19 protein-coding genes and 1 riboswitch are annotated in these 22,748 nt (G+C 70.8%); of the genes, 6 read left to right on the forward strand and 13 right to left on the reverse strand.

The window, feature by feature from the left end:
* Positions 1 to 170 precede the first annotated feature (170 nt).
* Positions 171 to 1,211, forward strand: a complete 1,041-nt coding sequence (sepH, locus tag ACH4YL_RS19585; protein WP_398508622.1) for a septation protein SepH — start codon at positions 171 to 173, stop codon at positions 1,209 to 1,211.
* 145 nt (positions 1,212 to 1,356) lie between these two features.
* Here the strand turns inward: sepH and ACH4YL_RS19590 are convergent, their stop codons facing one another.
* Positions 1,357 to 2,187 carry a sulfurtransferase gene (locus ACH4YL_RS19590; protein ID WP_398508623.1) on the reverse strand — a complete coding sequence of 277 codons (831 nt, stop codon included), beginning with the start codon at positions 2,185 to 2,187 and terminating at the stop codon, positions 1,357 to 1,359.
* 226 nt (positions 2,188 to 2,413) lie between these two features.
* Between ACH4YL_RS19590 and ACH4YL_RS19595 the strand changes: the two genes are divergently transcribed.
* Positions 2,414 to 3,223 (forward strand): VOC family protein, encoded by an 810-nt coding sequence (locus ACH4YL_RS19595; RefSeq protein WP_398508624.1) that lies wholly within the window; start codon positions 2,414 to 2,416, stop codon positions 3,221 to 3,223.
* Here the strand turns inward: ACH4YL_RS19595 and ACH4YL_RS19600 are convergent.
* The 4 genes from ACH4YL_RS19600 to ACH4YL_RS19615 are packed head-to-tail and all read right to left on the reverse strand — an operon-like array spanning position 3,183 to position 8,748.
* Positions 3,183 to 3,863, reverse strand: a complete 681-nt coding sequence (locus tag ACH4YL_RS19600; RefSeq protein WP_398508625.1) for a thymidine kinase — start codon at positions 3,861 to 3,863, stop codon at positions 3,183 to 3,185. The two genes, ACH4YL_RS19595 and ACH4YL_RS19600, sit on opposite strands and share 41 nt — an antisense overlap.
* A gap of 45 nt (positions 3,864 to 3,908) precedes the next feature.
* Positions 3,909 to 5,102, reverse strand: coding sequence for an alkaline phosphatase family protein (locus ACH4YL_RS19605; RefSeq protein ID WP_398508626.1), 1,194 nt, complete (start codon positions 5,100 to 5,102; stop codon positions 3,909 to 3,911).
* A complete protein-coding gene (locus ACH4YL_RS19610) occupies positions 5,102 to 5,686 on the reverse strand; it encodes a DUF5998 family protein (RefSeq protein WP_398508627.1) in 585 nt (194 codons plus the stop codon). Before ACH4YL_RS19610 ends, ACH4YL_RS19605 begins: the two co-directional genes overlap by 1 nt.
* A 38-nt stretch (positions 5,687 to 5,724) precedes the next feature.
* Positions 5,725 to 8,748 carry a GNAT family N-acetyltransferase gene (locus tag ACH4YL_RS19615; protein ID WP_398508628.1) on the reverse strand — a complete coding sequence of 1,008 codons (3,024 nt, stop codon included), beginning with the start codon at positions 8,746 to 8,748 and terminating at the stop codon, positions 5,725 to 5,727.
* Positions 8,749 to 8,923: 175 nt separating this feature from the next.
* Here ACH4YL_RS19615 and ACH4YL_RS19620 point away from each other — a divergent pair, with 175 nt between their 5' ends.
* A complete protein-coding gene (locus ACH4YL_RS19620) occupies positions 8,924 to 9,205 on the forward strand; it encodes an HPr family phosphocarrier protein (RefSeq protein ID WP_398508629.1) in 282 nt (93 codons plus the stop codon).
* A 151-nt stretch (positions 9,206 to 9,356) separates the two neighbouring features.
* Here the strand turns inward: ACH4YL_RS19620 and ACH4YL_RS19625 are convergent, their stop codons facing one another.
* From ACH4YL_RS19625 to ACH4YL_RS19640, 4 genes are all read right to left on the reverse strand, one after another.
* Positions 9,357 to 10,034, reverse strand: coding sequence for a GntR family transcriptional regulator (locus ACH4YL_RS19625; RefSeq protein ID WP_398508630.1), 678 nt, complete (start codon positions 10,032 to 10,034; stop codon positions 9,357 to 9,359).
* Between the two features lie 199 nt (positions 10,035 to 10,233).
* Positions 10,234 to 11,016 carry a M23 family metallopeptidase gene (locus ACH4YL_RS19630; RefSeq protein ID WP_398508631.1) on the reverse strand — a complete coding sequence of 261 codons (783 nt, stop codon included), beginning with the start codon at positions 11,014 to 11,016 and terminating at the stop codon, positions 10,234 to 10,236.
* Between the two features lie 12 nt (positions 11,017 to 11,028).
* A riboswitch (cyclic di-AMP (ydaO/yuaA leader) is annotated at positions 11,029 to 11,195 on the reverse strand.
* A gap of 236 nt (positions 11,196 to 11,431) precedes the next feature.
* Positions 11,432 to 12,820, reverse strand: a complete 1,389-nt coding sequence (locus ACH4YL_RS19635) for a M16 family metallopeptidase (protein ID WP_398508632.1) — start codon at positions 12,818 to 12,820, stop codon at positions 11,432 to 11,434.
* Positions 12,817 to 14,184 carry a M16 family metallopeptidase gene (locus ACH4YL_RS19640; RefSeq protein WP_398508633.1) on the reverse strand — a complete coding sequence of 456 codons (1,368 nt, stop codon included), beginning with the start codon at positions 14,182 to 14,184 and terminating at the stop codon, positions 12,817 to 12,819. The genes ACH4YL_RS19635 and ACH4YL_RS19640 overlap by 4 nt, the downstream gene beginning before the upstream one ends.
* Before the next feature lie 181 nt (positions 14,185 to 14,365).
* Between ACH4YL_RS19640 and ACH4YL_RS19645 the strand changes: the two genes are divergently transcribed.
* Positions 14,366 to 16,816: a DNA topoisomerase (ATP-hydrolyzing) subunit A gene (locus ACH4YL_RS19645; protein WP_398508634.1), complete on the forward strand. Its 2,451-nt coding sequence runs from the start codon at positions 14,366 to 14,368 to the stop codon at positions 16,814 to 16,816.
* Positions 16,817 to 16,865: 49 nt separating this feature from the next.
* Here ACH4YL_RS19645 and ACH4YL_RS19650 read toward each other — a convergent pair whose 3' ends face one another.
* From ACH4YL_RS19650 to ACH4YL_RS19660, 3 genes are read right to left on the reverse strand one after another with little or no spacing between them, the layout of a single operon-like run.
* The gene (locus tag ACH4YL_RS19650; RefSeq protein ID WP_398508635.1) at positions 16,866 to 18,008 is read right to left on the reverse strand and encodes a DUF1266 domain-containing protein; all 1,143 of its coding nucleotides are present in this window, start codon (positions 18,006 to 18,008) and stop codon (positions 16,866 to 16,868) included.
* Positions 18,005 to 19,159: a DUF1266 domain-containing protein gene (locus ACH4YL_RS19655; RefSeq protein ID WP_398508636.1), complete on the reverse strand. Its 1,155-nt coding sequence runs from the start codon at positions 19,157 to 19,159 to the stop codon at positions 18,005 to 18,007. The genes ACH4YL_RS19650 and ACH4YL_RS19655 overlap by 4 nt, the downstream gene beginning before the upstream one ends.
* A 44-nt stretch (positions 19,160 to 19,203) precedes the next feature.
* Positions 19,204 to 20,295 carry a CobW family GTP-binding protein gene (locus tag ACH4YL_RS19660; protein ID WP_398508637.1) on the reverse strand — a complete coding sequence of 364 codons (1,092 nt, stop codon included), beginning with the start codon at positions 20,293 to 20,295 and terminating at the stop codon, positions 19,204 to 19,206.
* A 224-nt stretch (positions 20,296 to 20,519) separates the two neighbouring features.
* On the opposite strand from ACH4YL_RS19660, the gene ACH4YL_RS19665 reads away from it, so the two are divergent.
* Positions 20,520 to 21,188: a DUF6082 family protein gene (locus tag ACH4YL_RS19665; protein ID WP_398508638.1), complete on the forward strand. Its 669-nt coding sequence runs from the start codon at positions 20,520 to 20,522 to the stop codon at positions 21,186 to 21,188.
* Between the two features lie 96 nt (positions 21,189 to 21,284).
* Positions 21,285 to 21,521, forward strand: a complete 237-nt coding sequence (locus tag ACH4YL_RS19670; RefSeq protein ID WP_398508639.1) for a hypothetical protein — start codon at positions 21,285 to 21,287, stop codon at positions 21,519 to 21,521.
* Between the two features lie 57 nt (positions 21,522 to 21,578).
* On the opposite strand, the gene ACH4YL_RS19675 is transcribed toward ACH4YL_RS19670, so the two are convergent.
* Positions 21,579 to 22,721, reverse strand: coding sequence for a citrate synthase/methylcitrate synthase (locus ACH4YL_RS19675; protein ID WP_398508640.1), 1,143 nt, complete (start codon positions 22,719 to 22,721; stop codon positions 21,579 to 21,581).
* Positions 22,722 to 22,748 lie beyond the last annotated feature (27 nt).

A 22,748-nucleotide genomic window follows, 5' to 3' on the forward strand; every position in this document is an offset into this window, starting at 1 on the left:
TCACACTGAGTGGCAAATAGGTAACCGTGCCATAACGGCGATCCAGGGCCTGTGCCCGACACGCCGGGCAACTCGGCAAGGTTGTGGCAGGCTGCACCCGGGCAGGCCACACTCGACTAGCGGAAGCAGCGACGCACGTGACGTCGGCAGGCACCACCCGGGAGGTCCCCATGCCCGAACTGCGTGTCGTGGCCGTCTCCAACGACGGCACACGACTGGTGCTCAAAGCTGCGGACAGCACGGAGTACACCCTTCCGATTGACGAGCGGCTGCGCGCTGCCGTGCGCAATGACCGCGCCCGCCTCGGCCAGATCGAGATCGAGGTGGAGAGCCATCTCCGCCCCCGGGACATCCAGGCACGTATACGCGCAGGAGCCTCCGCCGAAGAGGTCGCACAGCTCGCCGGAATTCCGGTCGACCGGGTGCGGCGCTTCGAGGGTCCGGTGCTCGCGGAGCGGGCCTTCATGGCGGAGCGGGCCCGAAAGACTCCCGTACGCAGGCCCGGTGAGAACACGGGGCCGCAGCTCGGCGAGGCGGTGCAGGAGAGGCTGACACTGCGCGGCGCGGAGAAGGACACCGTGCAGTGGGACTCCTGGCGCCGTGACGACGGCACGTGGGAGGTGCTGCTCGTCTACCGGGTGGCGGGCGAACCGCACTCGGCGAGCTGGACCTACGACCCGCCGCGGCGGCTGGTCCAGGCCGTCGACGACGAGGCGCGCGCGCTGATCGGCGAGACGGACGACACGATCGCGGCCGCGGAGCCGAGCTTTCCGTTCGTGCCGCGCATCGCACGGCTGCCGCGGGACCGGCCGCTGGACCGGGCACTTGAGCGCCCGGCGGAGCCGGCGCCCGCGGACGGGAACGGGAACGGGACGAGTGAGCGGGACTCGCTGACGAGTCTGCTGGAGGCGGTGCCGAGCTTCCGCGGCGACATGGTGGTGCCGGAACGCCCGGCCCCGCCGGAGCCGCCGGCCGCGGAGCCCGTGCAGGAACCCGAGGCGGAGGAGCCGGTTGCTCCTGCGGCGTCGGCGGGTGCGGGATCGGCGTACGCGGATGTGCTGATGCCGCGGTCGGTTGCGGGCCACCGCGACCGTCTGACCGGCACGACGGACCGCCAGGCGGAGGCCGACGGCGTCCGTCCGGGCCGCCGCGCGGCGGTCCCGAGCTGGGACGAAATCGTCTTCGGCACGCGCCGCAAGAAGCAGGACTAGCCGCTTCGCAGGACGACAGGGCCCGGCACGCTGAGCGTGCCGGGCCTTGCTGGTGCGGGCGTTGCGCCGGCGCGGCGCTCACGCTCAAGCCGCCGCCCAACCCGCTCGGGCGGGAGGTCGGCGCCTCGGCCGCGGGCGGACCGACTCAGCCCCGTTCGGGGCCTGTTGCCACCGGGCGCTCGGGGTCGCGGGACCACTCGGACCAGGAGCCGGCATAGAGCGCCGGGGTGAAGCCCGCGATCTCCAGAGCCAGGGCCTGTTGGGCCGCCGAGACGCCGGATCCGCAGTAGACGCCGACCTCCTGGGCCGTGTCCGTGGCTCCCAGGGCGCGGAAGCGGGACGTCAGGCTCTCCGGCGGGAGGAATCGGCCGCTCTCGTCGAGGTTTTCCGTCGTCGGGGCCGAGACCGCGCCGGGGATGTGGCCCGCCACCGCGTCAATCGGCTCGACCTCACCGCGGTAGCGCTCGGCCGCGCGGGCGTCCAGGAGCAGGCCCGTACGGGCCAGGTCCGCCGCGGCGTCCGCGTCGAGCAGCGGGAGAGCGCCCGGAGTTGGCCTGAAGTCGCCCTCCGCCGGGTCCGGGATCTTGGTCTCCAGAGGACCCGTCCAGGCGGACAGGCCGCCGTCCAGGACGCGTACGTCCGCATGGCCCGTCCACCGCAGCAGCCACCACGCGCGGGCGGCGGACCAGCCCTGCGCCGCGTCGTAGGCGACCACGGGCGTCCCGGCCGAGACTCCGGCGCGGCGCATCGCCGCGCCGAAGGCCGCCAGGTCCGGAAGCGGGTGGCGGCCGCGGTCGCCGGGCAGGTCGGCCAGTTCCGCGTCGAGGTCGACGAAGACCGCTCCGGGGATGTGGCCGGCCTCGTAGTCGGGCCGGCCGTGCGGCCCGCCGAGCTGGTAGCGGACGTCCAGCACGACCGGCGGGCGGGGTCCGGAGAGTTCGTTCGCAAGATCGGCCGCGGTGATGATGGGGTTCATGACAGCCATCCTCGCGCAGCAGGAGCCTCTCCCGTAACGCCGTCGAAGCGGATGTCCCGCGCCAAAACGGGCATCCTCCATCGGGAACCCGCCAAAAGCGGCGCGGCCGGGGCGCACGGGACGCCAGGTGGTGAAAGCATCTGTCGGGGCACGCGACCGTTCCGCACAACGGCGCGGACCCGGTCCCCCCGCACGGCCACGACGATGGTCCGAGGAGAGAGTGACAATGACCGAGGCGACTCGGCAGACACCCGGCACACCCTGCTGGGTGAGCTTGATGGTGCATGGCCTTGACGCGACCCAGGCTTTCTACGGCGCGCTGTTCGGCTGGGAGTTCTCCCCAGGGCCGCAACAGCTCGGCCCGTACGTCCGCGCCTTGATCGACGGCAAGGAGGTCGCGGGCATCGGTCGGCTGCCAGCCGACCGGCATCTGCCGATCGCGTGGACGACCTACATGGCGACCGACAACGCGGATCTCACCGCGGAAACGATCAGGAGTTACAGCGGCACGGTGGGCGTCGGCCCGCTCGACGCCGGCGACGCTGGCCGGATGGCCATCGCGACCGACCCGACAGGCGCGGTGTTCGGCATCTGGCAGGCCGCCGCGCACAGCGGCATCGCGATCCACGGCACACACGGCACGCCGGTGTGGAACGAGCTGGTGACCGCGGAGACTTCGTCGGTCGTCAAGTTCTACCAGGCGGTCTTCGGCTACAAGGCCGAGCCGGCCGCCCCGTCCGACAAGGACGCCGACGAGGACGCCGACGAGGACTATGTGACGCTGCTGCTCGACGACCGCCCGGTGGCCGCCCTGCGCGGCGTCGGCACCGCGCTGCCGCGCCACCGCGGCACGCGCTGGATGACGTATTTCGAGGTCGAGGACACCGATCAGGCCGCGGAGAAGGTCGCCACGCTCGGCGGGCATGTGATCGAACCGCCGAGGCAGGAGGCCGCGGGGCGGCTGGCGACGGTCGCGGACCCGGAGGGCGCGGTGTTCACGATCGTACGGTCGGCCGGCCGTTCGCCCGATCGGTGACCTCGACGGGCAGCACGTCCGGTGAGAGGGCCGCCGCGCGGGCAGACGCGGCGGTCATCCGCCGACGGTGGTGACGCCGGCACAGCACCTCGTAGCCGACCTCGTCGCCCGCGCCCACATCGCCGACCACCACCTGTGCGCCTTCGACGACCATCACGCCGCCGACCGTACGGGCGTTGTGCGTGGCGCGCGCCCCGCACCAGCACAGCGCCTCGACCTGAAGCACCTCGACCCGGTCGGCCAGTTCCACCAGCCGCTGCGAGCCGGGAAAGAGCTTGGAGCGGAAGTCGGTGGTGATGCCGAAGGCGAAGACGTCCAGTTCGAGGTCGTCGACGACGCGAGCGAGCTGGTCGATCTGCTCGGGGGCGAGGAACTGCGCCTCGTCGGCGATGACATAGTCGCAACGACCGCCCTGGGAGAGGCTGTCGACGAGATACGCGTAGAAGTCGAAGCCCTCCGCGGCCTCGACGGCATCGGTGACCAGGCCGAGCCGGGAGGAGAGCTTGCCCTCGCCCGCACGGTCGTCCCGGGTGAAGATCATGCCCTGCAGGCCGCGGGTCGAGCGGTTGTGCTCGATCTGGAGAGCCAGGGTCGACTTCCCGCAATCCATCGTTCCGCTGAAGAACACCAGCTCGGGCATGGGAAGTTGAGGACCTTTCGGGTCGGGCGGCCGGGAGGCGGGAGGTTACGAGCGTACTTCGAGGAGCGGGACGAGCTGCTCGACGGGGGTCATGGAGCCGTGCATCCCGACCATCGCGGACTCGTTCGGCTCGTTGACGGACGCGATGATCACCACATCGTCGTGAGCCGCGGCGACGACATCGCCGATCCGGCCGTACACGCGCTCGTCGATCCGCGGGCCGAACCAGCCCGCCGCGATCGCCTCGTCGCGGCTCGCCACCCAGAACTGCTCGCCGAGCACCTCGCGCCAGACGGTGAGCACATCGGCCTCGGCCCCGGGGACGGCGTAGACATGGCGGGCCCGGCCCTCGCCGCCGAGCAGCGCGACTCCGGCGCGCAGCTCCCAGTCCTCGTCGAAGTCGATGCGCGACTGCTCGTCGAAGGGAATGTCGATCATGCCGTGGTCCGCGGTGATGTACAACGCCGCGTGCGGCGGCAGTTGCTCGGCGAGCCGCTGCACCAGCCGGTCGACGTACATCAGCTGGCCGCGCCAGGCGTCGGAGTCGACGCCGAGGCGATGGCCCTTGCCGTCGACCTCGCTGTAGTACGTGTAGACCAGCGACCGGTCGCCCGCGGCCAGTTGCTCGGCCGCGAGGTCCATCCGCTCCTCGGCGGAGAGCCGCCCGTGAAACGTTCCGCCGCTCAGTGCGATCTGGGTCAGCGGGGTCTGCTCGAAGCCCGGTGAGGACACCTGCGCGGTGTGCACGCCCGCCTCGGCGGCGAGCTGGAAGACGGTCGGGTACGGCTGCCAGGTCTTCGGATCGGTGTACGGCTTCCAGCGGAGCTGGTTCATCAGCTCACCGGTCTGCGGGTTGCGCGCGGTGTAGCCGGGCAGGCCGTGCGCGCCCGGGCACTGTCCCGTGCCGACAGAGGCGAGCGAGGTCGCCGTGGTGGCCGGGAAGCCGGCGGTGATGGGCCGCCCGGTGCCGCCGCGCGAGGTGCCGAGCAGCGAGGTGAGATACGGGGCCTCGTCCGGGTGGTTCTTGATCTGCTCCCAGCCGAGACCGTCGATCAGGAAGACGCAGTTCCGGTCGGCGGGGGTGAGCTCCGGCATGGAGTACGCGAGATCCGGCACGCCCTGTCCGGCGGCGAGCGTCGGCAGCAGTTCCGAGAGTGATCCGAAGCCGTACTCGGGGACGGGCGCGGAACCGACGGCGAGCGGGATGGGGTCGTCCGACCAGGCAGCGGGCTGAGCCATCAGCGCGTGGCTGCCGTGGCTTCGGAGAGCGCCTGGGCGAAGGTGAGGGTCTGCCGGACGGCGTCGGGGCCGTCGCCGGCCTCGCTGACGCGCAGGCTGAGATCGTCCGCGGTGGAGTTGCCGGTGTAGCCGTGGTCGGCCTCGCAGTTGGGGTCGCCGCAGGCGGCGGGCTCCAGGTCGAGACGGGAGACGGCGCCCCAGCCGATGGTGAGGACGACCTCGCGGGGCAGGGTGCCGGGGGTGTACGACTCCGGGTTGGCGACGACGCGGCTGACCACGACCGACGAGATCCGGCCGAGCTTGACCGATTCGGTGGAGGTGGTGGCGTACGGCGTGGGCGAGCTGGAGTCGGCGGCCTGCTCGTCCGTGTGGCTGACGATGAAGCGGTTGGCCGTCAGGACGAGCACGGTGACATGGCGGCGGACTTCATTGGCGTCGAAAGTGGTCTCCTGATGCACCAGGTACGACGCGATCTGCTCGCCTCCGACAGCGGCCTCCACCGCCTCGGCCACGAGGGCCGGGTAGTAGCCGCTGCGCTCGATCGCCGCTCGCAGCCCCTGGGTCGTCGTACCGGTCTTCGCCATGGGCCCCATCCTACGGGGCGGGAACGCTCCGGCCGCCCTCAGTAGCTGGGGAGACGTCGCGGTCCGAGATCGGTGCGGGCGGCGGGCGGGGCGAGTCGTACGGACGCACCGAGCACGGAGAGGCCACGCTGAGCGACGACGACCGGTTCGAGACTGATTCCGACCACTTCCGGGTGATCGTCGACCAGGCGTGACACGCGCAGCAGCAGCTCCTCGAGCGCGGCGGTGTCGACCGGTGCGGAGCCGCGCCAGCCGAAGAGGAGCGGCGCGGTCCGGATGGCCCTGATCAGCTCGGCGGCGTCACGGTCGGTGGCCGGAACGAGACGGTGGGAGGTGTCGCCGAGCAGCTCGGACGGGGCGCCGGCGAGACCGAAGGAGAGCACGGCACCGACGGCGGGATCGATCGCGGCCCGTACGACGGTGTCCACACCGCGCGGGACCATCGCCTGCACGACGGGCTGAAGCTCCTCGGGCTTGCCGAAGGCCTCGGTCAACTCTTCGTACGCCTGGCGGAGTTGAGCCTCGTTGGCCAGATCGAGCCGAACGCCGCCGAGATCGGCGCGGTGGCGCAGGTGCGGGGCGGTGGTCTTGAGAGCGACGGGATAGCCGAGCGCCTCGGCGGCGGTCACGGCGTCGTCGGGACCGGGGGCGGGGAGGGTGTGCCGGACGAGGATCCCGTACCGCCCGAGGAGCTCGCGCGCGTCACCGGCCGCGAGAGTGATCCCCCGGGAGCCGGTGTCCTCCCCGATCAGACCGTCGATCTGGGCGGCAGCCCCGGCCTCGTCGATGTTTTCGTACTCGGGGACTCTGCCGGGCTCGGCGGCGTGCCGACGCCACTGCGCGTACTTCACCGCCTCGGCGAGTGCGCGCACGGCCCGCTCGGCGGCGGGATAGGCGGGAATCCGGCGCTGATCGGCCCCGGGCCGATCAGCCTCGGCGCCTGCCGGTGCCCGGCCGCTCGAGCCCGGAGCCGGGCTCGCAGCCGGTGGGCCGCCCCGGGCCGGTCCGGCCGCCACGGGCGGGCGGGGGCTGGCTGGGGGCCGCACTCCCCCGGACTCCGCGCCGGGTTCGCGACGCGCGGCTGCCACGTCGCCGCCGGCCAGGTCACGGCCGGCGGCCGGTGCCTGTTCAGCCGCGGGCGCGGGCGGCCGACCCGCGGACACGGGCGCCCCGAGACCCGCGGGTACCGAAGCGCGGGGCCGCGTGGTGCCCGCCGCCGCCAGGGCGTCCGCGAGGCCGCCGAGCTCCACATGGACCACCGAGACCGGCTTCGCCGGGGACGTCGCCGCCGCCTCGCGGAGGGCCGCCGCGAGGACCTCGCCATCGCCGGACTCCGTCACGCCGTTGTCCCCGACCCAGGGAATCGCCGTCACCACGACGGCGTCGCAGCCCTCGTCCGTCAGCGCCCGCGCGAGCGCAGCCCGGAAGTCCGCCGGCGTGGCCGCGGTCGTGAGGTCGGTCGGCGGCAGCGGGCGCAGGCCCTCCGCGAGGCAGGCGTCGTACGTCAGCAGGCCGAGCGACTCGGAGTTGCCGAGGATCGCCACCCGCGGGCCCGCGGGCAGCGGCTGGCCCGCCAGCAGCAGGCCCGCATCGACGAGTTCGGTGACGGTGTCGACGCGGATCACGCCCGCCTGGCGGAGCAGATCGCCGACCGTGGCGTCCGGGATCCTGGTCACCGGCACCGCGTGGCCCGGCGGCTCGCTGCCGCTGTGGCGCGCGCCCTTGACGACGACGACCGGCTTCACCGCCGCCGTACGCCGCGCGAGGCGGGTGAACTTGCGCGGGTTGCCGATCGATTCGAGGTAGAGCAGGACGACGTCGGTGTCCGGGTCCTCGTACCAGTACTGCAGAAAGTCGTTGCCGGAGACGTCCGCGCGGTTGCCCGCGGAGATGAAGGAGGAGAGACCGGCGCCGCGCCGGTGCAGCCCGGACAGCAGTGCGATGCCGATCGCGCCGGACTGGGTGAAGAGACCGATCCGGCCCCTCGCCGGAGGGTGCGGGGCGAGCGACGCGTTGAGCCGGACGCCGGGCGAGGTGTTGATCACGCCGAATGCGTTGGGGCCGATGATGCGCATGCCGTACGAGCGTGCCTGCCGGACCAGTTCGCGCTGGCGCTGCCGGCCTTCCGGGCCGCTCTCGGCGTATCCGGCCGCGAGGACGACGAGGCCCTGGACGCCGTGCTCGCCGCAGTCGGCCACCACGTCCGGCACGCGCTCGGCCGGGACGGCGACCACGGCGAGATCGACCGGCTCGCCGATCTCGCCGACGGAACGGAAGGCGGGAACGCCGTCCACCTCGCGCCGGTCCTCGGCGAAGGCGCGGTTCACGGCGTACGTACGGCCCGTGTAACCCCCTTCGAGGAGGTTGCGCAGCACGGTCCGGCCCACCCCTCCGGGCGCGCGGCCGGTGCCGATCACGGCGACCGATCCGGGGGCGAGGAGGCGCTGGACGGAGCGCGCCTCGGCGCGCTGCTCGCGGCCGCGCTGCACCGCGAGGGACTCGGCGGTCGGTTCCAGGTCGAGGGTCAGATGGACGGAGCCGTCCTCGAAGCTGCGCTTCTGCGTGTAGCCGGCGTCCCGGAACACCTTGATCATCTTGTTGTTCGCGGGCAGGACCTCGGCGGCGAAGCGGGTGATTCCCCGCTCACGGGCCACCGCGGCGATGTGCTCAAGAAGGGCGGAGGCGACACCGCGCCCCTGGTGCGCGTCCTGCACGAGGAACGCCACCTCGGCCTCGTCCGCCGGGGCGCTCGCGGGCCGGCCGTCCGCGTTGATCCGGTCGTAGCGGACGGTCGCGATGAAGTCCCCGCCCACCGTGACCGCGAGACCCACCCGGTCCACATAGTCGTGATGGGTGAACCGGTGGACGTCCTTGGCGGAGAGCCTCGGGTAGGGCGCGAAGAAGCGGTAGTACTTCGACTCGTCCGAGACCTGTTCGTAGAAGCTGACCAGACGCTCGGCGTCATCGGCGGTGATGGGCCTGATGCGCGCGGTGCCGCCGTCGCGCAGCACCACGTCTGCTTCCCAGTGATCGGGGTAGGCGTGGTCCGGCTGGGTCTGCATGCCTGAAAGCGTACGGCTCACCCACCGGTCGCGTGGGCCGTTGGCGCGCGGCAGTCTGAGGTGACCCCGCACCCGCTCGGGCAGTGTCCCGGGCAGTGTGCGGGGTCGCTGGGAGCACGCCGCAGCGCATGAGAGACTGGTCTAGACAACCTCTTGAGACTTGAAGGGCAACACCATGGCTGAGCGCCGCGTCAACGTCGGCTGGGCCGAGGGCCTTCACGCCCGCCCCGCTTCCATCTTCGTCCGTGCCGCCACCGCCTCCGGCGTTCCGGTGACGATCGCCAAGGCTGACGGCAACCCGGTCAACGCCGCCTCCATGCTCGCCGTGCTCGGCCTGGGCGCGCAGGGCGGCGAGGAGATCGTGCTGGCTTCCGACGCGGACGGCTCCGACGCCGCCCTGGACCGTCTCGCCAAGCTGGTCGCCGAGGGGCTCGAGGAGCTTCCGGAAACCGTCTGAATCTGGTCATCGAAAAGCAGGAGCCGCGGCCGCCCGAATTCGGGTGACCGCGGCTCCTGCTTTCCCCCGGCAGAACGCACTGAGAATTCGGGCACACGAAAGGAAGGCCACTCGGGCCGCGAATTGCTTCCCTTTGTATACGGCGCGATGGTTAATTGCGGACGCTGGAGGTGTTTACGGCATGTTGCGAAGTCCTCACCCGCTCGGGGATCCGCAGCCGGTGCGCGGCCGTCGCACGCTCGGTGTGCAACGTGGCCAGCGCCCGCGCCCGTTCCACGTCGCCGCGCGCCACGGCGTCCACGATCGCGCCGTGCTCGGCCCAGGACTCCACCGGCTTGGCCGGCTGCTCCACGGAGTACATCCAGGCGATCTTGTGCCGCAGCTGGGTGAGCAGGGCGATCAGACCCGGACTGCCGGACGCCTGGGCGAGCGTCTCGTGGAACCAGCCGCCCAGTGAGCGCAGGTCCTCGCCCTGGCCGCGTCTGGCCCGCTCCTGCCCCAGCCTGACCAGGCCACGCAGCACCTTGAGATGCGCCTCGGTGCGCCGCTGCGCGGCCCGCGCCGCGCCCAGCGGTTCCAGCAGCATCCGGATGTCCAGCAGGTCGGCGGCCTCCTGCTCGGTGGGCTCGGCGACGCACGCGCCGGCATGCCGGCGCGTGGTGACGAAGCCCTCGGACTCCAGGGTGCGCAGGGCCTCGCGGACCGGGACGCGGGAGACGCCGTAGCGGCGGGCCAGCTGCTCCTCGGTGAGCCGGCTGCCGCGCTCGAATACACCGGAGACGATGTCGTCGCGGATCGCCGTACATACCGAGTGCGCGGGAATGCGCATGACCGAACCTCCGCTTTAATCCGCGCGAAACGCAGCCGATTGACGTCTGTTCAGTGACTCTATTGCAGTGAGCCGCATTTTCCGATGGCAGGCCGGAATCCATGGATATCTTTTGGCCAGGAGGCCCCAAACGCCGAAGGCCCCGGCGAGGGGCCGGGGCCTTCGGTGTGTGCGCGGGAACAGACGCGTCGCAAGGGGGTCAGACGTTCACGCCGTGCGCGCGCAGGTACGCGACCGGGTTGATGTCCGAGCCGTACTCGGGGGTGGTGCGGACCTCGAAGTGGAGGTGCGGCCCGGTGGAGTTGCCGGTCGAGCCCGAGAGACCGATCCGCTGGCCCGCGGCGACGCTCTGCCCGACGGAGACGCTGATGGAGGACAGGTGGCCGTACTGCGTGTACGAGCCGTCCTTCATCCGGAGCACGATGTTGTTGCCGTACGCGCCGCCCCAGCCTGCCTCGACCACGGTGCCCGCGCCGACGGCCACAACCGAACTGCCGGACGCGGCACGGAAGTCGACGCCGGAGTGGCTGCCGGAGGACCAGAGCGAACCGCCGGCCTTGTAGCCGGTGGTGACGTGCGAACCGGCGACGGGGAGCCGGAAGGCGTTGAGGCGCTTGCGCTCGGCCTCACGGGCGGCGTGCTCCTTGGCCTCGCGGATCTCCTTGGCACGGGCCTCGGCCTTGCGCTTCGCCTCGGCGGCGGCCTTCGCCCTGGCGCGGGCCTCGGCGGCCTCGCGCTCCTGGGCCTCGGCCTGCTCGGCGATCTGGGCGGCGAGCGACGCGGAGCCGACGACCTGGGTGGGACCGGAGTCGGTGACGGTGGCCGCGGCGGGCGCGGCAGCGGTCTCGGCGGCGAAGGCCGGAGAAGCGATGGCTCCGATGACGCCGGTGGTGGTGAGAGCCGCAACGCCGGCGATGTTCGCGCTCTTGCGCGACATCCGGCTGGGGGCACGGTGTTTCCCGGTGGCACGGGTGAACGCCATGAAGTGGCTGGTCCTTTCCTTCCTTCTCGCCTACCGGGTTAGCTGACGGGTTCGGAGCAGGAAGGTCTCCTACGGGCCCCTTCACACGAGTGCGAAGGCGTCCGATTCACCCCAGGGACTTCATGTGGGTCCCCGGCTCCCCAGGCTCGCGCCTGACGGGGACTCGGCGATGGCTGCCCGTGCCGCGGATGCGGCGGGCTACTGGCGGACAGCCCGACCGACGCTAAACGGATCAACTTCCCATCACCAAAAAGTCAGCCCCGTTTGTCACGCATGCCACAGGACAGACAGGCACCACCGCTACAAAAGGGGCAAATGACGGAACCCCGGCGTCGGGTGGACGCCGGGGTTCCGTTCTTCGTTGTGAAGTTGTTCGCCTCGATCGGCCTTGCATCGAACGGCGCGAGGTGCCCGATCAGCCCGTGACGACGGTCACTTCGCCGATGCCGAGCGCCCTGACGGGCTCCTCGATCTTCGAGGCGTCACCGACGAGCACAGTGACCAGCCGGTCCACCGGGAAGGCGCTCACGGCCGCGGCCGTCGCCTCCACGGTGCCGGTGTCCGCCAGCCGCACATACAGCTGCGCCTGGAAGTCGTCCGGCAGATGCTGCTCGACCTGGTCGGACAGCGTGCTCGCGACGGACGCCGCCGTCTCGTACTTCAGCGGCGCGACGCCGACCAGGTTCTGCACGGCGACATCGCGCTCCGCGTCGGTCAGCCCCTCGGCCGCGAGCGTGCGCAGCACCTTCCAGAGGTCGTCCAGCGCCGGTCCGGTGTTGGGCGTGTCCACGGAGCCGCTGATGGCGAGCATGGACGCGCCGGAGCCGTCCGGAGCCGAGCGCAGCACCTGGCCGAAGGCCCGTACGCCGTAGGTGTAGCCCTTCTCCTCGCGCAGCACGCGGTCGAGCCGGGAGGTGAGCGTGCCGCCGAGGCAGTACGCGCCGATCACCTGGGCCGGCCAGACGCTGTCGTGGCGGTCCGGGCCGACGCGGCCGATCAGCAGCTGCGTCTGCACGGCACCCGGGCGGTCCACGATGACCACGCGGCCGGTGTCGTCGGCGGAGATCTGCGGTACGGGCCGCGGCGATGCCTTGTCGCCCGTCCAGGCGCCCAGGCTGTCCGCGAGCACGGCGTCGAGATCGACTCCGGTGAGGTCGCCGACGATCACCGCGGTGGCGGTGGCGGGCCGGACATGCGCCTCGTAGAAGGCCCGTACGGACGCGGAGTCGATCCGCGCCACGGTCTCTTCGGTGCCCTGGCGCGGGCGCGACATCCGCAGCGCGGACGGGAAGAGCTCCTTGGAAAGCTCCTTGGCGGCACGCCGGGCCGGATTGGCCGCCTCGTGCGGGATCTCGTCCAGCCGGTTCTTGACCAGCCGATCGATCTCGCTGTCGGCGAAGGCGGGTGCCCGCAGCGCGTCGGCGAGCAGACCGAGCGCCTTCGGCAGCCGGGAGACCGGGACCTCCAACGAGACCCGGACGCCGGGGTGGTCGGCGTGCGCGTCGAGCGTGGCGCCGCAGCGCTCCAGCTCGGCGGCGAACTCCTCGGCCGAGTGCTTGTCGGTGCCCTCCGACAGGGCGCGGGCCATGATCGTGGCGACGCCGTCGAGGCCGTCCGGCTCGGCGTCGAGCGGTGCGTCGAGCGAGAGCTCGACGGCCACGACCTGCTGGCCGGGGCGGTGGCAGCGCAGCACCGTCAGGCCGTTGTCCAGCGTGCCGCGGTCGGGGGCGGGAAAGGCCCAGGGCCGGGCGGGTCCGGCCGTCGGCTGCGGGTGGAAGTCCATGGTCACGGCAGCGTCGCTCACTGGTCCGCCTCTTCCTCTTCGTTGCTGACGTCTTCGTCGCTGACGTCGCCGTTCTCGGAGCCCGCCACCGGTTCGTAGACCAGCACCGCCCTGTTGTCCGGGCGCAGCCGCGCCTCGGCGACGGCCTGCACCTCCTCGGCGGTGACGTCGAGGACACACTGGACTGCGGTCAGCGCCAGCTGCGGGTCGCCGAACAGCACGGCGTACCTGCACAGTTCGTCCGCGCGGCCCGCGACCGTGCCGAGCCGGTCCAGCCACTCGCGCTCCAACTGCGCCTGCGCGCGCTCCATCTCCTCGGGCGTCGGACCTTCGGCGGCGAACCGCGCCAGCTCCTCGTCGACCGCGGCCTCGATCTGCGGGACCTCGACGCCGCCGGACGTCTTGACGTCGAGCCAGCCGAGCGAGGGAGCGCCGGCGAGGCGCAGCAGACCGAATCCGGCGGCGACGGCGGTCTGGTCGCGGCGCACCAGACGGTTGTGCAGCCGGGAGGACTCTCCGCCGCCGAGGACGGTGAGGGCGAGGTCGGCCGCGTCGCACTCGCGGGTGCCGTCGTGCGGCAGGCGGTAGGCGGCCATCAGCGCGCGGGCCGGGACCTCCTCCTCGATGACCTCGCGCAGCTGCTCGCCGATGGTGACCGGCAGCGAGCCGTCGCGCGGCGGCTGCTTGCCGTCGTGGGACGGGATGGAGCCGAAGTACGTCTCGATCCAGGCGAGCGTCTGCTCCGGGTCGATGTCGCCGACCACGGAGAGTACAGCGTTGTTCGGCGCGTAGTAGGTACGGAAGAAGGCGCGGGCGTCCTCGAGAGTGGCCGCGTCCAGGTCCGCCATCGAGCCGATCGGCGTGTGGTGGTACGGGTGGCCCTCGGGGTAGGCGAGCGCGGTCAGCCGCTCGAACGCCGTGCCGTACGGGACGTTGTCGTATCGCTGGCGGCGCTCGTTCTTGACGACGTCGCGCTGGTTCTCCATCGACTCGTCGTCGAGGGCGGCGAGCAGCGAGCCCATGCGGTCGGCCTCCAGCCAGAGCGCGAGCTCCAGCTGGTGGGTGGGCATCGTCTCGAAGTAGTTGGTGCGCTCGAAGCTGGTGGTGCCGTTCAGCGAACCGCCGGCGCCCTGCACCAGCTCGAAGTGGCCGTTCCCCTTCACCTGGGCCGAGCCCTGGAACATCAAGTGCTCGAAGAGGTGGGCGAGCCCCGTACGGCCCTTGACCTCGTGGCGCGAGCCGACGTCGTACCAGAGGCAGACCGCGGCGACCGGGGTCAGGTGGTCCTCCGAGAGCACCACGCGCAGGCCGTTGGCCAGCCGGTGCTCTGTCGCTGTCAGGCCGCCGGAACCGGCCTGCGCTGTGGCCGTGTGACCCATGGGCATGTACGTCCCTTCGATCGCGATACAGAGAGTGCTGCCACTGTATGCAAGCGTGCTGACACCTGGCGAAGTTCCAGGGCCGTGATCGGCGTTGTTCCCGGGTCGTGGTCCACGTTGTCAGTGGGACGGTCCACAATGGTCGGCGTCAGATCCAGATCCGGTACGTGAAGGAGCAGCAGCCGCGATGGCCCGCCGCAGCACGAAGACCCCGCCGCCCGACGACTTCGAGGAGCGGATCCTCGACATCGACGTCGTCGACGAGATGCAGGGCTCCTTCCTCGAGTACGCGTACTCCGTGATCTACTCGCGAGCCCTGCCGGACGCCCGCGACGGCATGAAGCCCGTGCACCGCCGCATCGTGTACCAGATGAACGAGATGGGGGTGCGCCCCGACCGCGGCTATGTGAAGTGCGCCCGCGTCGTCGGCGAGGTGATGGGCAAGCTGCACCCGCACGGCGACGCGTCGATCTATGACGCGCTGGTGCGCATGGCACAGCCGTTCTCGATGCGCCTCCCGCTGGTCGACGGCCACGGCAACTTCGGTTCGCTCGGCAATGACGACCCGCCGGCCGCGATGCGTTACACCGAGTGCCGGATGGCCGACGCGACGTCGCTGATGACGGAGTCGATCGACGAGGACACCGTCGACTTCTCACCGAACTACGACGGCCAGGAGCGCGAGCCCGTCGCGCTTCCCGCGGCCTTCCCGAACCTGCTGGTCAACGGCGCGTCCGGAATCGCGGTCGGCATGGCCACCAATATGCCGCCGCACAATCTCGGCGAGGTGATCGCCGCTGCCCGCCATCTGATCAAGCACCCCGGCGCGGACCTCGAGACGCTGATGCGCCTGGTCCCCGGGCCCGACCTGCCGACCGGCGGCCGGATCGTGGGCCTCGCCGGCATCAAGGACGCGTACGAGACCGGCCGCGGCACCTTCAAGATCCGGGCCACCGTGGCCGTGGAGAACGTCACGGCGCGCCGTAAGGGTCTGGTCGTCACCGAACTGCCGTTCACCGTGGGCCCGGAGAAGGTGATCGCGAAGATCAAGGACCTGGTCTCCAGCAAGAAGCTCCAGGGCATCGCGGACGTCAAGGACCTCACCGACCGCTCGCACGGCCTGCGTCTGGTCATCGAGATCAAGAACGGCTTCATTCCGGAGGCCGTTCTGGAGCAGCTGTACAAGTTGACGCCGATGGAGGAGTCCTTCGGCATCAACAACGTGGCGCTGGTGGACGGCCAGCCGCTGACGCTGGGCCTGAAGGAGCTGCTGGAGGTCTATCTCGACCACCGCTTCGAGGTGGTGCGGCGGCGCAGCGAGTTCCGGCGGAGCAAGCGGAGCGACCGGCTGCATCTGGTCGAGGGCCTGCTCGTCGCGCTGCTCGACATCGACGAGGTCATCCGCCTCATCCGGTCGAGTGAGAACTCCGCGGAGGCGAAGCGGCGGCTGATCGAGCACTTCTCGCTCAGCGAGATCCAGACGCAGTACATCCTGGACACGCCGCTGCGCCGGCTGACCAAGTTCGACCGCCTGGAGCTGGAGAGCGAGCGCGACCGGCTGAACACGGAGATCGCCGAGCTGACCCGGATCCTGGAGTCCGACGCCGAGCTGCGGAAGCTGGTCTCGGGCGAACTGGCCGCGGTGGCCAAGAAGTTCGGCACCGATCGGCGGACCGTGCTGCTGGAGTCGGCGGGCACGCCGGTGGCCACGGCGGCGCTGCAGGTCGCGGACGACCCGTGCCGGGTGCTGCTGTCGTCGACCGGTCTGCTGGCGCGTACGGCCACGGCCGAGGCCCAGCTGACGGAGACCGACAAGCGCACCAAGCACGATGTGATCGTCTCGGCCGTGCCGGCGACACAGCGCGGCGAGGTCGGCGCCGTCACCTCGGACGGGCGGCTGCTGCGGATCTCGGTGATCGATCTGCCGCAGCTCCCGGACACCGCGTCCGCGCCCAACCTCTCGGGCGGAGCGCCGCTTTCGGAGTTCCTGTCACTGGAGGCGGACGAGTCGGTGATCTGCCTCACCACGCTCGACGAGTCCTCGCCGGGCCTGGCGCTCGGCACCCTGCAGGGTGTCGTCAAGCGCGTGGTGCCCGACTTCCCGGCGAACAAGGACGAGTTGGAGGTCATCACGCTGAAGGACGGTGACCGGATCGTCGGCGGTGTCGAGCTGCGTACGGGCGAGGAGGACCTGGTCTTCATCGCCTCCGACGCCCAGTTGCTCCGTTACCAGGCCTCTCAGGTGCGGCCGCAGGGCCGGGCGGCGGGCGGCATGGCCGGCATCAAGCTCTCGGAGGGCGCGCAGGTGATCTCGTTCACCGCGGTCGATCCGGCGCGGGATGCGGTGGTCTTCACAGCAGCGGGTTCGACCGGCGCGCTGGACGACTCGGTGACGACGGTGAAGCTCACGCCGTTCGACCAGTATCCGCGCAAGGGCCGGGCCACGGGCGGCGTCCGCTGCCAGCGCTTCCTCAAGGGCGAGGACGTGCTGCTGCTGGCCTGGGCGGGCGAGTCCCCGGCCCGCGCGGCCCAGCAGAACGGCACACCCGCCCGGCTCCCGGAGCTCGACCCGCGCCGCGACGGCTCGGGCACGCCGCCGGTCTCGACGGTGGCGGTGCTGGCGGGCCCGGCGAGTTAGCACAACTGCGGCCTCGGCCTGTCCGGTTGCGCGGACGGACCGAGGGAGGTCAGCTCCAGGGGATGTTCCGCCAGGGGCTGGCCTCGTTCTCCGTCAGGATCCGGTGGGATGTCAGCGAGCACTCGTAGTAGTGGCCGTACTCCTCCTCGTCGAAGCGCAGCGCCCTGCCCAGCGCATAGCCCGCGGAGAACTCCGCCCACGATCCGTAAGCCGCCTTGCTGAGCGCGCCCGCGTGGACGATCGCCTGTTCCGCCTCGTGCGGGGTGCAGAACCGGGCGGCCAGGCCCCAGCGGGCGACGGTGGGCGCGCGTCCGTAGTCGTACGCGGCGGCGGTGACGACCCGGCCGTCCTCGGGCAGCAGCCCGTCGGCCCGGAATCTGGCCTCGTAGCGCATGATGCGGCGGACCAGTTCCTCCATCTCCGTGACGAGGGTCTGCGGTGCGCCGTGATCGTGCAGGGTTCCGGCGGCGGTCTCGCGCCACAGGTCCGCGGACGGGAGCTCGCCCCGCCCTCTGCGCAGCTGCTCGCGCACCCGCAGCGCGAACTCGGGCTCCGGCGGGCTGTTGGAGAAGTCCAGCAGAGCGCTCATCTGCCGGTGCCAGCTTGCGTTGTCGCTGATCGCCCACGATTCGCGCAGCATGCGCCGCTGGGAGTGGTAGTCGAGGTAGACCGTGCCGGCCTCGTTCCAGGGCACGCCGTTGGCCACGGAGAGGTGCGCCCCGCAGGCGAGCCCGAAGGCGAGTGGCCCGAAGAGCGGGCCGGTGTGCAGGGCGTTCAGCCGGTCCGTCGTGGTGCGGTCGTTCTCCGCGTGGTAGCGGCGCCACAGCGCCCTGTCCCGCGCCGCCGCCGGCAGGCTCACGGAGGCAGGAGTGCCCGGGTTGACGGCGAGCCACAGTTTCGGATCGTTCCAGTCGTGGTCCGCCACCCAGTCCAGGCCGACCTCGAAGAAGACCCAGTCCGGGTGCCAGGGTGGGAGCATGCCGCGGGTGAGGAGGGCCATGCAGCGGGCCCCGGACGTCGGGTGAGCGATCGTGCGCCACGTGACCAGGCCCGGTTTGGCCTCGTAGTCGGCCCGAGGCTGCCCGATGAACAGCTCCTCCCTGGCCAGCACTCTCAGCTGCGCGTTGGTGTCGCCTCGAAGCCCCGCCTCGTGCAGTTCACGCTCGACGTGCGTCGGTGGTGTCCAGCTCATGACCACGGCAGGCTCCGGTACGGGCTCTTGAGGTCCTGGGTCAGGATGCGGTGCTGGGCGACCGACTCCTGATAGGTCCGGCCGAACTCCCCGTCGTCGAAGGCGAGTACCCGGGCCAGCGCGTACGCGGCGGAGAACGCCTCCCACGAGTTGTAGGTCTCCCGGCTCAGCCTGCCCGCCGCGAGAACGGCTTCTTCCGCTGGTCCCGGTTCGGTGAGGCGGGCACCGAGTCCCATGCGCACGAAGCTGATGATGCGGCCGTAGTCGAAGGCCCTCAGCGAGTCGACGCGTTCACCGGCGGTGAGTATCCCGTCGGCGCGGAACCGCTCCTCGTAGCGGGCAATGCGCCCCGCGGTCCACCGGACCTCCGCGACGGTCTCCGCGTCGGCCCGGTGCAAGGCGGGGGCCTTTGCAAGGGCGTCCTGCCACTCGGCCTCGGAAGGCGCTCTGCCCAGGTGCTCGTGCAGAGCGGCACGCGAGTTCAGCGCGATGGCCTCCTCCCAGCCGCAGAGCCGGGCCCCGTAGAGTTCTTCCAGTTTGTCGGCGTACTGGGCCCGGTTCGTCACTCGCCAGACCTCGCGCAGGCTGGCGGCGTCCCTGCGGTAGTCGAAGTACGTCGTGCCGAGTTCGTTCCAGGCAACGCTGTTGTGCAGCGACAGGTGCGCCCCGCAGGCCAGGCCGTGAGCCAGAGCGCCGTGTGACGGGCCGCCCGCATACGCGACGAGCAACCCCCGTGGCGGACCGCCGCTCTCGTTGCCGGCTTTCAGCCAGGCCTGTCGGTGGGACGGCTTGGCCTTGAGGCTGATGGCGCACGGAGTACCGGAGTTGACGGCGAGCCGCCATGAGGCGTTCGGCCAGACACGGGCCAGTTCCGCCAGGGTGACGGACAAGTGCACCCAGTCCGGATGCCAGGGCTGGAGCATGCCCGCCGTGCGGACGTGGACGCTCCACTTCCCGTTCTCGGGGTCCTTGACCGGAGTGAACGGGGCGGTGGCGCCGGGGGTGTCGGCGTAGAGCCGGCCGGTCGGCAGGAAGAGCTTCGCGCGGGAGAGTACGCCGATTCCGGCTGCCTCGTCGCCGGCCGCTCGTGCCTCGTACAGCAGTCGCTCGGTCTCCGTCGGCGGAACCCACCCCGTTGTCCTCGTTGTCACGGGGTCGATCCTACGAACTCCCCGCACGGTGCAGGGTCAGGGGGTCACCCCACGTAGTCGTCGTCCGACCCGGCCTGCCCGTTCGGTACGTAGCGCAGGATGCCCCACATGGCCTGTTCGCCCGGGGCGTCCTGAGGTCCCGTCACCGGGGTGGCGTCGAGTTCCTTGCGCATGGCTCCGGTGTCGATGCCGGAGCCGATCACGACGAGCTGGCTCTGTCGCTGCGCGTCGCCGGGCCAGGGCTCGGGATAGAACCGGAGGAACCGGCCGACGGCGTGGACGGCATACCGATTGAGCGGATCGGCCGCGCCGAAGTCCACAAATCCCTTGATCCGGTAGAGCCCTTCGGGCCGGGAGTCGAGGAAGTCCAGCAGCCTGCGGGGATGGAGGGGCTCGGCGGCGGTGAAGGCGACGGTCTCGTAGGCGTCGTGCAGATGCCCGTCGTGGCCGTCGTGACCGTCGTGACCGTCGTGACCGTCGTGATCATCAGGGTCGTGGAGGTCTTCGAAGGACAGCTGCCCGACGCGTTCGGTCCGCGGGCGGCATTCGAAGAGCAGCTCCGGATCGATGCGTCCGTACGTCGCCGGGATCACGGCGGCCCCGTCGGCGAGGCCCCCGATCCGCTCCCGCAGCAGCCGCCAAGCCACGTCGCCGACCCGGTCCGCCTTGTTGAGCACGATCAGATCGGCGATCCCCAGATGCCGGTCGAGCTCGGGATGCCGCTCCCGCGTCGCCTCGAACTCGGCCGCGTCGACGACCTCGACCAGGCCGCCGTACACGATCCGCTCGTTGTCGCTGGCCAGGAGCATCCGGACGAGTTCCTGCGGCTCGGCGAGACCGCTCGCCTCGATGACGATCACATCGAGGCGGGCGGCGGGCCGGGTGAGCTTGTCGAGGAAGACGTCGAGCTCGCTCGCGTCGACGGCGCAGCACAGACACCCGTTGCCGAGCGACACCGTGGAGTCGCCGAGCTGTCCTGCCACGGTCATGGCGTCGATCTCGATGGACCCGAAGTCATTGACGATCGCGCCGATCCGGGTGCCGCGGCTCGCCCTGAGCAGATGGTTGAGCAAGGTGGTCTTGCCGGATCCCAGAAAGCCCGCGAGGACGAGAACGGGTACGGGTTTGCTGGTCATGAGCGTCGAGCGTAGTGGACGTGCCGGAACACCGGGCCGAGCCGCGATTGTCAGCGGCGCGCAGCGGGCACACTTCGACACGGCGCCCGGTTTCACGAAAAATCGTTCCATCCGTGCGCCTCCTCTCCGCCTCCTCTGCCGGTCAGAGCTGCCCGGCACTCTGGGAGCCGGTGTGCGCAGTCAGCGGCCTCGGAGTTGGCCGATCACTGTGAATCGGGGGTTGGATGAGCACACAGGGGAACGGCCAGCGGGGAGTAGTCGCCGGAGTTGCTGTAGTCATCGTGTGCGCCGTAGCCGTCATCGGGCTTGTCGCGGCGCTCAGTCTGGCCATCAGCACCACGATGCACGAACTGGCTCCCGACACGGACACATCGGCCGCCAACGCGGTCTTCTCGGGGCTGGCGTTCGGCGCAGTCATCGTCGCGCTGGTGGTCCAACACCAGCAGATGCATCGCCAGAACGGCAATCTGACCAGTCAGCTCACACATATGGAACGGGCAAACGACTTCCAGCGCCGCGCCGACATCACGAACCAGCAGCGGCTGCACTTCGAGCTGCTCAGCAAGGCGATGGACGATCCCGATCTGGCCGCGGTGCTAGATGCGTACGACGACACGTCTATGTCCCCGGTGAAGCAGCGGCAGTTTCTCTACGCCAACGCCCTCTATCAGCATGTGTTACACGCGTACCGCATCGGAGCGGCAAGCGAGGACGACGTAAGGGGACACCTTCGAGTGATTTGCCGGAACCCCATCTTCCGGGAGTTCTGGGCTGCTACAAGGGACCATCGCGCAAGTGTGAGGTACGAGTCGCAGGAGGCATACCTGGGACGCGTGGTAGATCGCCTCATCGAGCGCGCGAACGAGGAAGGCCATGCATGGTGGGCCGATTGACCCAACGGGACTCAATGGCTGGTGAGCCCATCGATCACAAGCGGGCTCGGTGTGACTACGATCGCCGGGTTGCATAACTCGACCCAGGGACGACACTTGAAGATCGTGCGCCGGATCGGAGCATCACCCCGTCAGCGCGGGAGCATGTCAGGCCAGACATGCCCCGACATCTTCGAGCTGAGCAACGGCGACTTCGCCGTCATCGGCACCGAGGCGACGGCCGCTCTCGACCATGAGCTCCCTTCCGACGCAGGTCGGGCCGACCATGAGCGGATCGTCGTGATCTCGCGGGAGACCCTGATCAGAGCGAGAAACGACATCCCCGACGCCTGACCGCAGGCCGAACAAGGGCCCGGCACCGAACCAAGGTGCCGGGCTCATTTTCTGCCGTCAGGACGCCTGCGGCACGGGCTGCGGCGGAGGCGGTCCCACATACCTCGCCGCCGGGCGGATGATCTTGGAGTCGGATGCCTGCTCCAGGATATTGGCGCTCCAGCCCACCACCCTCGCCGCACAGAACGTCGGCGTGAACATCTCCCGCGGCAGCCCGCACAGCTCCATGACCACCCCCGCGTAGAACTCCACGTTCGTGTGCAGCTCCCGGCCCGGCTTCAGCTCCGCGAGGATCGCCTCCACCCGGTGCTCGACCTCGATCGCGAACTCCACCAGCGGTCCGCCGAAGCTCTCGGCGATCGAGCGCAGCATCCGGGAGCGCGGGTCCTCGGTGCGGTAGACGGGGTGGCCGAAGCCCATGATCCGGTCGCCCGCGAGGACCCGTTCTCTGATCCAGGGGTCGATGCGCTCCGGTGTGCCGATCGCGTCGAGCGTGTCGAGGGCGCGGCTCGGCGCGCCGCCGTGCAGCGGGCCCGAGAGCGCGCCGACCGCGCCGACCAGGCAGGCCGCGAGGTCTGCGCCGGTGGAGGCGATCACCCGGGCGGTGAAGGTCGACGCGTTGAAACCGTGGTCGATCGTCGAGATCAGATACTGCTCGATCGCCCGCGCACGGGCCGGCTCCGGCTCCGAACCGGTCAGCATGTACAGGTAGTTGGCGGCGTACGGAAGGTCCTCGCGCGGTTCGACCGGCTGTAGGCCCTGGCCCAGCCGGTGCAGCGCGGTGAGCAGCGTCGGCACGGCGGCGCAGGCCCGGAGCGCGTCCGCGCGACGGGACGCGGCGTCGAGGTCGTAGACCGGGCGCAGTCCGGACGCGGCTCCCAGCAGCGAGAGCGCCGTGCGCAGTCCGGCGAGCGGGCCGGAGGGCGCGCCGGAGCGGGCGATCGCCGGCAGTGCCGCGCGTACGTCGTCGGGCAGCCGGCGCAGTGACGCCGTCTCGGCGACGAAGTCCTTGCGCCGGGCCGGGTCCGGGAGCTCCCCGAAGAACATCAGATGCCAGACGTCCTCGAACCCGCTGCCCTGCGCGAGCTCGACGGCCGAGTACTGGCGGTAGTGGTAGAAGCCCTCCCGCCCCCGGACATCCCCCAGTGCGGTGTCGGTGACCACGACACCGGCGAGTCCACGCGGTACGTCCATCTGCATAACAGCCTCCTTGAATTGATTCGACTG

The organism is Streptomyces sp. NPDC020681, from assembly GCF_044334895.1.
In the GTDB taxonomy this organism is placed as follows: Bacteria; Actinomycetota; Actinomycetes; order Streptomycetales; family Streptomycetaceae; genus Streptomyces.

What these genes read in the sequence shown, in the direction of transcription:
- ACH4YL_RS19590 (WP_398508623.1), bottom strand. Translation starts at nt 2,187, where the DNA reads ATGAACCCCATCATCACCGCGGCCGATCTTGCGAACGAACTCTCCGGA.
- ACH4YL_RS19615 (WP_398508628.1), bottom strand. Translation starts at nt 8,748, where the DNA reads ATGCAGACCCAGCCGGACCACGCCTACCCCGATCACTGGGAAGCAGAC.
- ACH4YL_RS19600 (WP_398508625.1), bottom strand. Translation starts at nt 3,863, where the DNA reads ATGCCCGAGCTGGTGTTCTTCAGCGGAACGATGGATTGCGGGAAGTCG.
- ACH4YL_RS19630 (WP_398508631.1), bottom strand. Translation starts at nt 11,016, where the DNA reads ATGGCGTTCACCCGTGCCACCGGGAAACACCGTGCCCCCAGCCGGATG.
- ACH4YL_RS19665 (WP_398508638.1), top strand. Translation starts at nt 20,520, where the DNA reads ATGAGCACACAGGGGAACGGCCAGCGGGGAGTAGTCGCCGGAGTTGCT.
- ACH4YL_RS19610 (WP_398508627.1), bottom strand. Translation starts at nt 5,686, where the DNA reads ATGGCGAAGACCGGTACGACGACCCAGGGGCTGCGAGCGGCGATCGAG.
- ACH4YL_RS19675 (WP_398508640.1), bottom strand. Translation starts at nt 22,721, where the DNA reads ATGCAGATGGACGTACCGCGTGGACTCGCCGGTGTCGTGGTCACCGAC.
- ACH4YL_RS19645 (WP_398508634.1), top strand. Translation starts at nt 14,366, where the DNA reads ATGGCCCGCCGCAGCACGAAGACCCCGCCGCCCGACGACTTCGAGGAG.
- ACH4YL_RS19660 (WP_398508637.1), bottom strand. Translation starts at nt 20,295, where the DNA reads ATGACCAGCAAACCCGTACCCGTTCTCGTCCTCGCGGGCTTTCTGGGA.
- ACH4YL_RS19620 (WP_398508629.1), top strand. Translation starts at nt 8,924, where the DNA reads ATGGCTGAGCGCCGCGTCAACGTCGGCTGGGCCGAGGGCCTTCACGCC.
- ACH4YL_RS19650 (WP_398508635.1), bottom strand. Translation starts at nt 18,008, where the DNA reads ATGAGCTGGACACCACCGACGCACGTCGAGCGTGAACTGCACGAGGCG.
- ACH4YL_RS19640 (WP_398508633.1), bottom strand. Translation starts at nt 14,184, where the DNA reads ATGCCCATGGGTCACACGGCCACAGCGCAGGCCGGTTCCGGCGGCCTG.
- ACH4YL_RS19595 (WP_398508624.1), top strand. Translation starts at nt 2,414, where the DNA reads ATGACCGAGGCGACTCGGCAGACACCCGGCACACCCTGCTGGGTGAGC.
- sepH (WP_398508622.1), top strand. Translation starts at nt 171, where the DNA reads ATGCCCGAACTGCGTGTCGTGGCCGTCTCCAACGACGGCACACGACTG.
- ACH4YL_RS19605 (WP_398508626.1), bottom strand. Translation starts at nt 5,102, where the DNA reads ATGGCTCAGCCCGCTGCCTGGTCGGACGACCCCATCCCGCTCGCCGTC.
- ACH4YL_RS19625 (WP_398508630.1), bottom strand. Translation starts at nt 10,034, where the DNA reads ATGCGCATTCCCGCGCACTCGGTATGTACGGCGATCCGCGACGACATC.